The sequence below is a fragment of the Vibrio sp. S12_S33 genome (assembly GCF_963889785.1).
GTDB lineage: Bacteria > Pseudomonadota > Gammaproteobacteria > Enterobacterales > Vibrionaceae > Vibrio > Vibrio aestuarianus.
This window is the reverse complement of sequence record NZ_CAWPQZ010000067.1, coordinates 1-10939: the sequence shown is the minus strand read 5'-3', so window position 1 is coordinate 10939 and position 10939 is coordinate 1. Positions and strand designations below refer to the sequence as shown.

The following is a 10939-nucleotide window of genomic DNA, read 5'->3' as shown; positions in this document are numbered from 1 at the left end:
GTAAACTAAAAAGCCAATCGTCGCACCACATGCGAAAAACGTTCAGTTGGCTAAGTAAGGTTTACTGGAAAGAGAACATTGTTTGGTCGCCAGGTTACTTTGTCAGTAGCGTAGGCGTGAATGAACAAATTATAGCGAATTACGTTAGACACCAGGGCGAAAAGGATTCTGGCCAACTCCGCATGGAGTTGTAACAGTAAGTACCCCGTGCATGCACGGGGGTATCTACTCTACAGCATACTTGAAGTTGCAACAGCGTTTGCAGCGCTCGTTCAACCAATCAGATTGCTTATCTATGTTTATGGGGATTCACTTGCCTACCGTCTACCCGCAACTTCAAGTAGTTTGGGTATAGTCACCTTAAACCCGCTATTTAACTTTCCTATCTTATCTTTTTCTGTTGTTTGATAAGAATTGTTATATTATAACAATTCTCACTTGTGATCTTTTGATTGAAAATTGGGGTATCAATCCCCATAGTTAGTGAACAGTGGGTAGGTCGAATGAAAATCAATTCAATATTGCAACAAGCAACAATTCAAGTGAGTGTAGATATGGCGGAAGTACGAGCCAGAGTAGATTTTAAAGTCGGTGTCAAAAGTAATATCGATGCGGAAATCCTCTCGTTTAGAGGACTAAAAACGGATAAAGAGCATGTTGCGGTTATTTTCAGAACAGCTGACGTTACCCAAGAAACGCCACTAGTCCGTATGCATTCTGAGTGTTTGACTGGCGATGTGTTCCATTCATCACGTTGTGATTGTGGTGAACAACTAGAAGAAACCATAAATAAAATGGGCGAAGCTGGCGGCATTATTCTTTATTTGCGTCAAGAAGGCCGGGGCATTGGCCTTTACAATAAAATTGATGCCTATCGCTTACAAAGTGAAGGTATGAATACATACGAAGCGAATAACCATTTGGGTTTTGGTGATGACCTCCGTGATTTCACTGAAGCCGCACAGATGTTAAAAGCACTGAATGTGACGAAAATTCGTTTAGTGACGAATAACCCGAAGAAAATTAAAGAACTCAAAGAACACGGCATAGAGATTGTTGAAGTCGTGAACACCGCTGCCCATATCAAATCTGGCAACGAGAGTTATCTTAAAGCGAAAGTGTCTCATGGTAAGCACCATTTAAAACTATAACTGAGCATTATGATTAAACGACAAAAGCCTCACATTGTTGAGGTTTTTGTCGTTTACACCTTGCAAAAAAAATGTAAATTTGTATTATCGGCAATCAAAGTGCAAATGATAATAATTAGCACTACCATAATTAATTTGCTCAACAAGGACGCTCTCATGAAAGTTAACACACTTCTGTCTCAATCTATTGCTGTCTCACTTGCTATGGCAAGTAGTGCATCTTTTGCAGCTGCCGTAACAAAAGAGCAGGTGGTTGAACATTATGCCAATATTGCCCATGCAGTTTTTGCCGATTCTCTTACGACAGCTCAATCATTAGAAAAATCTATTGATCAATTCCTCGCTGCGCCTTCTGCGGCAAAATTAAATGATATCAAACAAGCATGGATTGTATCTCGCGTGCCTTACCAGCAGTCTGAAGTTTTTCGTTTTGGTAATTCTGTAGTTGATGACTGGGAAGGACAATTGAATGCTTGGCCGTTAGACGAAGGGTTAATCGATTACGTTGCAACCGACTATCAATATGAGTTGGGTAATGAAGGAGCGAGCGCAAACATTATCGCTAATCAAACCTTAAAAATTGGCGCTAACACAATTGACGTCTCGACCATCACACCAGAATTGATTGCTAGTTTAAACGAAGTCGGTGGTTCAGAGGCAAACGTAGCTTCAGGTTACCACGCAATTGAATTCTTGTTGTGGGGACAAGACTTAAATGGCACTAATGCAGGGGCGGGTGCTCGTGCTTATACAGATTTTGTTGTAGGTAATGAGTGTACTAATGATTACTGCGATCGTCGTGGTCAGTATCTAAAGGCAGTGGCTCAATTGTTGGTTCAAGATTTAGAATGGATGGAAAAACAGTGGTCAGCGGATGAAAAAGCCAACTACCGTCAGCAATTACTCAACGAATCATCAGACAATGGTTTGCGAAAAATGATGTTTGGTATGGGATCGCTGTCACTTGGTGAACTTGCGGGTGAGCGGATGAAAGTCGCGTTGGAAGCGAACTCGACAGAAGATGAGCATGACTGTTTTTCCGACAACACACATAACTCTCACTATTATAACGAGCAAGGTATTTATAACGTTTATACGGGTATTTACAAACGTCATGACGGTACGTTGTTAACGGGTGCAAGTATTAACGACCTTGTTGCTCAAAAAGACGCTCAAGTGGCCAAAGAGATTCAAAAGCAATTTGATAACGCCCGAGCTGAAGTGGGCAAGTTAGTCACTTCAGCTGAGAAAAATGACCAACATTTTGACCAACTGATTGCAGCAGATAACCCACAGGGTAACGCCGTTGTAAATGGCGCGATCATGGCGCTCGTGGCGCAAACTGCCTCCATTGAACGAGCCGCGTTAGTGATTGGTATCGATAACCTCAACCCTGATACAGCCGACCACGAATTTTAATAATAAATAGCAGCAAATAAGGGCTCATATGAGCCCTTTTCCTCTTTTACACTGAAACGATAATTATTGAGAATGACGGAATGAAATTAGTTTTCACAGCCGCACTATTGAGTTTACTTGCATTGCCAGGCTTAGCCGACGAAGTGAAATCTGGTGGCGAGACCAGTACGACTAAAACTGGGCCGAATACCTATTCATTACCAGCGGCGAATTTGCCAATGAGCAAGCGCCTTGATTTTAGCGTCGGTAACAGCTTTTTCCGCAATCCTTGGGTTCCTGCGCCTTCTTCTACCGATGCCAGAGATGGCCTAGGGCCGTTGTTTAACACCAATGGCTGCCAGAATTGCCACATTAAAGATGGACGAGGTCATCCTCCAGAGAAAAACGATACTCATGCGGTTTCAATGTTGGTGCGTTTGAGTATTCCTGCGGTCACGGAGCAACATAAAGCCATTTATGAAAAAGAAGGCGTGATCCCAGAGCCTATCTATGGCGGGCAGTTACAAGACTTTGCGCTTCCAGACCAAAAAGCAGAAGGAAAAATAGACATCAAGTACCAAGAATTTGCGGTAACTTTTGTCGATGGTACTCATGTGATGCTACGTAAGCCAAATTTAAAAATTACCGAGCTAGCGTATGGTGAGATGCACCCTGATACTCAGTTTTCAGCACGCGTTGCCCCACCAATGATTGGTTTGGGTTTATTGGAAAGTATTGCCGACGAGACGTTACTGGCAATGGCCGACCCTGATGACATCGATAGCGATGGTATTTCGGGCAAAGTAAACCGTGTATGGGATGTGGAAAAACAACGTTTCGCATTAGGGCGTTTTGGTTGGAAAGCGGGTCAACCAACGCTAATGCAGCAAAATGCCGCCGCGTTTAATGGCGATCTTGGGCTAACCAGTCGCTTATTTCCCAAAGAAAATTGCACCGACACACAGACACTGTGCCAATCATTACCCAACGGTGGAGAGCCAGAGGTTAGTGATAATATTCTTGATTTTGTTGAATTCTATTCTCAACATTTAGCCGTTCCTGTGCGACGTAATGTGGATGATCCTCAGGTAAAAATGGGTCAGTCCCTATTTAAGCAAGTTGGCTGTGAAAGCTGCCATCGAACGGACTTGAAAACAGCCAAAGTGGTCGATCGCCCCGCGTTGTCCAACCAAAAAATCGCGCCCTATAGCGACTTGTTACTACACGACATGGGGGAAGGGTTAGCAGATAACCGTCCAGAAGCTCTAGCAAATGGTCAAGAGTGGCGAACCCCACCTTTATGGGGAATTGGCTATACCCAAGAAGTAAGTGGCCATACTTATTTTCTGCATGATGGTCGTGCGCGTAACTTGATGGAAGCTATCTTATGGCATGGCGGCGAAGCACAAAGCGCGCAACAGCAAGTATTGAAACTCAATGTGGCTGAGCGTGAAGCGTTAATTGCCTTTTTGAACTCTTTGTAGGGGAAGCCATGAAAATTTCAATCGCATTTTCAGCGTTGAGCATGTTGCTGTTAACCGCTTGCCAATCTTCACAACTAGAAACCGTCAATGCTATGCAATCAACGCAACACATAAGTCAAGGCGTTTATCGAATTGAGTTTGCTGCCGCTCAGCATTTCGCGCAGCAAGCTGAGCAATTAGTGTTGGGATTTGAGCAGTATTGTCGGTCACCTAACACCGGTTTGGATGGAGTAAAGAACCAGTGGCAACAAACGACGCTAGCTTGGATGGCTCTTCAAGGGCAAGAGCGTGGCCCAGCAAAAGCGTTAGAACAAAGTTGGAATGTTCAATTTTGGCCAGATAAAAAAGATACCACTGGGCGGAAAATGAATGTCTTAGTTCACTCAGATATCTTATGGACAGAGCACGATATTGCCTCTCAAAGTGTTACTGTGCAAGGGATTGGTGCTATTGAATGGTTACTTTACGATGAATATTCACCTTTATTGAACACCATCAACTCATCAGAAAATATCCATCAGGTTTGTGAGGCTGCACAAGCGATTAGCCAAAATTTAGCAACCAAAGCACAATTTATTGCCACACAATGGAATGTTAATCCATGGGCAGCGTTAGATGCCATGGCGTGGGAAGCGGAATACATTGCTCTACTATCAAATCAACTCGATTACAGTATGAAAAAGCTCAGTCGTCCGTTAGCCAATATTGGACAACCGCGTCCTTATTTCGCTGAGTCATGGCGAGCAAAGGTGTCGATGAACAACCTGAAAGCCAATGTTGAAGCAATGCAGAGGTTATATTTAGCTGATGGAGGGTTGGATTTTTTACTGCGAGATAAAGGGTTGAATGACCTTGCTGACCGCGTGCAGAACCACTTTGCCTTGATGCTGTTAACTTGGCCAACCGAGCCAAGTTTGTTTGATTTATTACAAAATAAAGAAGGGTACCGAAAGGTGCTTTCTCAATACAATAAGTTTGAGCAACTCAATTATTTGCTGCACGATGAAGTCGCAGTGGAATTAGGTATCACAATAGGATTTAACGCAACTGATGGTGACTGATCAAACAAGGCGAACCCTTTTAAAAGCGGCATTGTTTGGCGCTGCCGCACCTGTGTTACCTTTTGGATGTGCTACGATTCAACAAAATTCCCCCGCTTTAATTGGCTGCGCCATTCATAACAGGGCTCAATTTCAGGCGGTAGTAGCCGATTCCAAAGGGCAAGCGATTCGAACCTTGCCTTTACCTGCTCGTGGTCATGGTGTTGCGATTCACCGTCAATTACCACACGCTGTTGCATTTGCTCGCCGTCCAGGTGAGTTTTTTATGGCGTTTAACTATCAAACTGGCGAAGTAATTAAATTGCAACCAGCTATGCGTACAAGGTTTTTTTATGGGCATGGGGTTTATTCCAATGATGGTGCGTGGTTGTATGCCGCTGAGGGCGAAAGATCAACTAGTCGTGGCATTATCGGTGTGTATGATGTTCACCACCAATACCAAAAAGTCGCCGAGTTTAGCGAGTTTGGTATTGGTCCTCATGAAGTAATAGTCATGTCCGACAACCGGTTAGCGATTGGGGTGGGGGGCGTTCATACTGATGGCCGAACCCCGCTTAATATAGAGAGTATGATGCCGAGTTTGACCTATCTTTCAGAACAAGGTCATATTGTTGAGCAGCGTACTTTGAGTGACCGACATCTGAGTATTCGCCACCTCACGCATGATGGCGGACAAACCGTTCTATGTGGGCAACAATATCGGGGGCAAGTGGATGAATTCCCATCGCTGCTAGCGATGCATACTCAAGGTGGTGAATTATTGCCTCTGCAAGCAGAACCAGAACAGTGGGCAAGGTTTAATCACTATATCGCTAGTATTGCCGCGACGGAACAATGGATTTTAGCGACTTCGCCTCGAGGTAATTGCTATGGGGTTTGGTCAAAGGATAGCTTGGAGTTAGTCGAATTATCTTCTTTGCCAGATGCTTCTGGCGTTGTTGTCAATAATGATCAATTCCAAATCAGTTCAGGGGCTGGGTTAGCGGTTAATTGCCGTTATCCCGAGCCTGAGGTACGTGTTCATTGTAATGTTCTTTGGGACAACCACTGGTCTGCTGTGATTTAATTAATTGAATATTTAAATCACAACACTTCGCGCAAGACGAATTCTTTTGCCATACTAAATTCAATGCAGGATGAATTGGATATTTCAGGATGATAAAAGGCACCACATTGGCGTTATTATTAATAGTTAGTAGCTTTTCGCTTTCTGCTATGGAAAGGTTTGAACAATTAGGTTGGATAAAATCTGGCAACGAACTTGAGTCGTTTATTCAATATCCACACTTATTAGAACGCATTTATCAAGAGAATAACGACCAGTCAATTTGGTTTGATAGCCAAGTTATTGACCAATTCGAATATCAACTCGATGTCATTCGACGTGCAGGCTTTAGCCCGCTGTTTACTCGTCAATTTAATCAGATGCAGGCTTATCGTGAACGTAATTTGATGTTTGAATATGATCTTCTTGCAACCGATACTCTGCTTCTGTATCTGAGTTACGCAGAGCAGGCACCTAAAATTGGAATGGCATGGTTCTTTGAATCGAAGCTTAATCAACTATTAGCACCGCCCAGTCAAGAGGCATTATTTGCTTTGCATATGGCGGTTAAAGAGCAAGGTATCATTGATCTACTCAATCTCTATACACCCCAAAACCCAACTTATGACCAATTGCTGCATGCTTATGATTTCCTACTGAGTACGGAAAAGGCCGAGGTTTCTTTATACCAGCAGCGAGGGTTAAAAAAACTGGGTGATAAGTTATCACACAGATCTGTACTCATTGAGCGTTTATTGTTGGTCAATGTTGACGTTTCATCAGTTGAGGACGGTGTCACTTGGTATGACAATAGCTTAGTTAAGCCAGTTAAAGATTTTCAGGCCATGCATGGTTTGCAGGTTGATGGTGTTATTGGCCCAGAAACTATCAAATGGCTTAATTTCCCTCTAACTGATCGTATATCGATGCTTGCTCTCAATGCTGAACGGATGCGCTTATGGCCAGAACTGAATGACACACTGATCGTTGTCAATGTGCCCAGTTTTGATATGCGTTATTGGTATTTAGGCCAAGAAGTATTCCAATCAAAGGTTGTTGTTGGTCGTCTTTCTCGCAAGACTCCTTTGATGATCACTAAACTGGACTCATTGATTTTGAATCCAACTTGGAATGTGCCCTATAAGATCATGGTTGAAGATATTTTGCCGATGGTTAAAAAGGACATTGATTATCTTGCTCGGCACAATATTGACATTATCAGTAGCTGGCGAACCGGAGAATTGATTGATCCGAATAGTATTAATTGGCTGACAGTTAACCCGACGGCTTTCCCTTATCGTATGAGGCAGCAAGCGGGGCAAGGTAATGCTTTAGGCTTGTATAAATTCAATACACCGAATCGACGTGCCATCTATTTGCATGACACACCGAGTAAGTATTTGTTTAATAACCCTTCGAGGGCGTTCAGTTCTGGCTGTGTAAGGGTGCAAAATGCCGATAAGTTTGCCTTGATGCTTTTGGAAACCCAAGGAATCAGTGAAAACCACTTAGCAGATAAAGATGGACTAACAAATGCGGCGATTCCACTTAAGAAACGTATCCCAGTTCATATTATCTACCAAACAGTTTGGTATGAAGGTGGTGAGTTGCACTACCGTGATGACATTTATCATTATGATTCTTTTAGTTACCGTAATGGCTGAGTAGAGCATTAACTGCCACCGGGTTCTAACATTTGAATAATAATGAGGAAATTTACCAAAAAATGACTTAGGCAGGTTTTCTTTTCTGTTCAATAACTAAGCAGTTTTTGTACTGGGTTTGTTCGTTTCTAGCACAGTTTATGCATTTGACCTTCACAATAGAGTTCGGTAGTGTTCGAACCCGTTGATAATAAAACCTGTTGTGAAGGTAAATAGTGATGGTTTCTCGCAGAGATTTTATGAAATTAGCCGGTAGTGGTTTAGTGGCTGCTGCTTGTGCACCGAAAATGGTATTGGCTTCTTATCACAATGCTTCGCGTGTTCTGGCGATGAATAATTTACATACGGGTGAAACGCTTGAAACCTGTTACTTTAACGGCGTGAAATATATCCATTCTGAACTGCAAAGACTGAATCACATTTGCCGTGATTTCCGTCGTAACGAAGTATATCCGATGGACAAGAATTTGTTTGATCAAATTTCACAAATTCAAAATTTAATAGGAACGCAAGCTGAAGTGCAGATCATTTCGGGTTATCGTTCTCCTGCAACCAATGGGATGCTACGTGACAACTCTTCTGGTGTGGCGAAGAAAAGTTATCATATGCTGGGTCAGGCTATCGATTTTCGTTTAGATGGCGTCCAACTTAGTCAAGTGCATGAAGCGGCGATTGAGCTTGGAGCTGGTGGCGTTGGCTATTATCCAAGCAGTGACTTTGTTCATATCGACACCGGCCCCGTGCGTCACTGGTCGTGAAGGTTGCAGTGACTTGTCAAATTACAATGTCAATGTCATAGTTCGAGCAATTTCGGATTCGAATAAGGTTTTTCTATGTCATTAAAGTATCAAGTGGTTCCTGTCACGTCATTTTCTCAAAACTGCTCCATTGTTTGGTGTAATGAAACGATGGAAGGTGTAGTGGTTGATCCCGGTGGTGATGCAAAACAGCTCGCGATGTTAATCAAAGAACTAGGCGTGAAAGTGGTGAACTTGGTATTGACGCATGGTCATTTAGATCATGTTGGTGGTACCGAGCCACTAGCGGCAGAGTTAGGTGGCATTGAAATTATTGGCCCGCATAAAGCCGACAATTTCTGGTTGCAAGGACTAGAAGGGCAAAGCCAGATGTTCGGTTTTCCTTTGACTGAGGCGTTTGAGCCTCACCAATGGTTAGTTGATGGCGATGAGGTTAAATTTGGTCATCAAGTACTACAAGTTATACATACACCAGGCCATACTCCTGGCCATGTTGTTTTATTTAGCCAAGAAGCTAAGTTAGCTTTTGTCGGCGATGTGCTATTTAACGGCAGTATTGGCCGTACTGATTTTCCACAAGGTGATTTTAATACTCTTATCGACTCTATTAAGACGAAATTATGGCCTTTAGGCAATGATGTCACTTTTGTGCCTGGTCACGGTCCACAATCGACATTCGGGCGAGAGCGAGCAAGTAATCCGTTTGTCGCTGATGAGATGCCTTTATATTAACGTGGCTAGCTATCACATGGCCTAATTGTTTTGATGTCTATTCTGGCTCGGCTGCTGCAAGGTAACGCCGAGCTAATCCCACAAAATTTTCTGCATCTCGCTCAAGATCTTGTACTGAAATAAAAATATCATAATCAAAATATTGTCGCTGATAACGCATACGATTAGCGAGCATAGCCAATAATCCTTGATAACTTTTACCACCATTTACGGTAAATACGGCTGAATCAAGCACTATCTCTTCAAAGCGAGTTTCCTGCCCTTTTTGCTTTGCACCTAAATAGAGTAGGGACCTTTGACTGAGTAACATCTCGCTCGCAATCCTTGGGCAAATACTATCGAGGTAGGGCTCATAATCTTTTAACTTAATACCTATCCACGGTAGTGACTGATGCCAACCTTGGTTGTCATAGCTACAAATTCCAATATGCTGAACATTGTGCCATTTTACTACCCAGCCACCTTTAAATAAGTGTTGTTGAAAATGTGTAGGAGTAAGGGTGTAGCTCACTTTTCCTTTTAAAATCAAAAAATAAACCATAGCAACAAGGCTGATTAACAATATGATGAATAAGAGAGCGTGTGTCAGACTGGGAGCGTATACCAACAAGAAAATGGCAATAATAACGCAGATATAGTTACACCATTGGACGTAGGGTGATTGAAGATGAAACTGAGTGTTGGTGAGATGAAGCGTTTGCATGTATTTGCTGATGACCTCGTAATGTTTGTCGATTTATCTACCTTTTTACGTGTTTGTTGCGGTAGCGATCTTAACTAAACTCCTGTTATCTCCAGTTGTTTAAATAGTAGTCACTTGTCGGTTTATGGCGCGTTTTTGCTGTTCAATCTGTGCAATACCCTACAAATCACAGCAGAATTTTGGTATAAAACGCGCTTCAAATTTTGACCACTGCGATGAATGCAGTGAAATGGAGAAATACTCGATGAGACTTGCTCATAAGCGTAACGTGCAGGCAAAGCTGCAAAAACGCATTAAAGCGACTGTTGCAAAACTAGCAGCGCATAAAACAGCAAAGCCTGTAACCGCCCAACCGATTGTTCAAACTGCGGCTAAGCCAGCGGCAAAGAAAGCAGTTGATGTAGCGTTAACTCCAAAGCAGCAACAAGTGCTAGACATCGTAGCTAGCAATGCTGAAGGCATTAATCCTAAGTCTATCGGCCTTGTGGCAGGCCAAGAGGATACAAAAGCAGCTTCTTGGGCAACCGGAGCATTAAAGAAACTGCTTGAAGAAAACCTAGTCGCTAAAGAGCAACTGGCGGGTAACAAAGTTATCTACAAAGCGATTTAAATTTCTTTTCGCTCTGATTTGGTTTGGCCTCGGTTTTCCGAGGCTTTTTCGTTTATCAATAATATCCTTACTCTCTTACATCTCTATTTGATCACAATTTTGAAAACAAAACGTTAGTTTCGTTATTTATAATTACGTACGTGCTTTCCTCATGAATTTTCAGTAAACAAAACTTAATCCAATTTAAAAACAATACGTTAAATAATGGTCGTGACTCCAACATGGAGAACTTGTGTTAAAATGGTAACCTTTTCACCCTCAAACAAGAAATCATGGCTACCATTCAAGTTCAATGTCGATTTTGTAACCAAACTGAACATGTACGTAAACACG

11 protein-coding genes are annotated in these 10939 nt (G+C 42.5%); 10 read left to right on the top strand and 1 reads right to left on the bottom strand.

The genetic code is table 11. From position 1 onward, the window contains the following. The 9 genes from AACW06_RS18060 to AACW06_RS18020 all read left to right on the top strand — a co-directional run. Positions 1-194, top strand: a 194-nt coding sequence (locus tag AACW06_RS18060) for a transposase (RefSeq protein ID WP_192076142.1), incomplete at its 5' end; no start/stop codon positions are given. 309 nt (positions 195-503) lie between these two features. Further along, positions 504-1151, top strand: coding sequence for a GTP cyclohydrolase II (locus AACW06_RS18055; protein ID WP_053312328.1), 648 nt, complete (start codon positions 504-506; stop codon positions 1149-1151). A gap of 156 nt (positions 1152-1307) precedes the next feature. Beyond that, positions 1308-2570, top strand: coding sequence for an imelysin family protein (locus AACW06_RS18050; protein ID WP_192076141.1), 1263 nt, complete (start codon positions 1308-1310; stop codon positions 2568-2570). An 80-nt stretch (positions 2571-2650) separates the two neighbouring features. Continuing rightward, positions 2651-4033: a di-heme oxidoreductase family protein gene (locus tag AACW06_RS18045; protein WP_192076140.1), complete on the top strand. Its 1383-nt coding sequence runs from the start codon at positions 2651-2653 to the stop codon at positions 4031-4033. An 8-nt stretch (positions 4034-4041) separates the two neighbouring features. After that, on the top strand, positions 4042-5094 hold the full coding sequence (locus AACW06_RS18040; protein ID WP_192076139.1) for an imelysin family protein: 1053 nt from the start codon (positions 4042-4044) through the stop codon (positions 5092-5094). Further along, the gene (locus AACW06_RS18035; protein ID WP_192076138.1) at positions 5084-6160 is read left to right on the top strand and encodes a DUF1513 domain-containing protein; all 1077 of its coding nucleotides are present in this window, start codon (positions 5084-5086) and stop codon (positions 6158-6160) included. Before AACW06_RS18040 ends, AACW06_RS18035 begins: the two co-directional genes overlap by 11 nt. A gap of 89 nt (positions 6161-6249) precedes the next feature. Then, positions 6250-7803 (top strand): L,D-transpeptidase family protein, encoded by a 1554-nt coding sequence (locus AACW06_RS18030; RefSeq protein WP_192076137.1) that lies wholly within the window; start codon positions 6250-6252, stop codon positions 7801-7803. Between the two features lie 215 nt (positions 7804-8018). Beyond that, on the top strand, positions 8019-8561 hold the full coding sequence (locus AACW06_RS18025) for a DUF882 domain-containing protein (RefSeq protein WP_192076136.1): 543 nt from the start codon (positions 8019-8021) through the stop codon (positions 8559-8561). Positions 8562-8636: 75 nt separating this feature from the next. Next, on the top strand, positions 8637-9293 hold the full coding sequence (locus AACW06_RS18020) for an MBL fold metallo-hydrolase (RefSeq protein WP_192076135.1): 657 nt from the start codon (positions 8637-8639) through the stop codon (positions 9291-9293). 37 nt (positions 9294-9330) lie between these two features. Here AACW06_RS18020 and AACW06_RS18015 read toward each other — a convergent pair whose 3' ends face one another. Continuing rightward, a complete protein-coding gene (locus AACW06_RS18015; RefSeq protein ID WP_192076134.1) occupies positions 9331-9996 on the bottom strand; it encodes a DUF2982 domain-containing protein in 666 nt (221 codons plus the stop codon). A 244-nt stretch (positions 9997-10240) separates the two neighbouring features. Here AACW06_RS18015 and AACW06_RS18010 point away from each other — a divergent pair, with 244 nt between their 5' ends. Continuing rightward, positions 10241-10606, top strand: a complete 366-nt coding sequence (locus AACW06_RS18010) for a MarR family transcriptional regulator (protein WP_192076133.1) — start codon at positions 10241-10243, stop codon at positions 10604-10606. Positions 10607-10939 lie beyond the last annotated feature (333 nt).

Coding starts and splice junctions, on each gene's coding strand:
- AACW06_RS18055 (WP_053312328.1), top strand. CDS start 504: ATGAAAATCAATTCAATATTGCAACAAGCAACAATTCAAGTGAGTGTA.
- AACW06_RS18050 (WP_192076141.1), top strand. CDS start 1,308: ATGAAAGTTAACACACTTCTGTCTCAATCTATTGCTGTCTCACTTGCT.
- AACW06_RS18045 (WP_192076140.1), top strand. CDS start 2,651: ATGAAATTAGTTTTCACAGCCGCACTATTGAGTTTACTTGCATTGCCA.
- AACW06_RS18040 (WP_192076139.1), top strand. CDS start 4,042: ATGAAAATTTCAATCGCATTTTCAGCGTTGAGCATGTTGCTGTTAACC.
- AACW06_RS18035 (WP_192076138.1), top strand. CDS start 5,084: ATGGTGACTGATCAAACAAGGCGAACCCTTTTAAAAGCGGCATTGTTT.
- AACW06_RS18030 (WP_192076137.1), top strand. CDS start 6,250: ATGATAAAAGGCACCACATTGGCGTTATTATTAATAGTTAGTAGCTTT.
- AACW06_RS18020 (WP_192076135.1), top strand. CDS start 8,637: ATGTCATTAAAGTATCAAGTGGTTCCTGTCACGTCATTTTCTCAAAAC.
- AACW06_RS18015 (WP_192076134.1), bottom strand. CDS start 9,996: ATGCAAACGCTTCATCTCACCAACACTCAGTTTCATCTTCAATCACCC.
- AACW06_RS18010 (WP_192076133.1), top strand. CDS start 10,241: ATGAGACTTGCTCATAAGCGTAACGTGCAGGCAAAGCTGCAAAAACGC.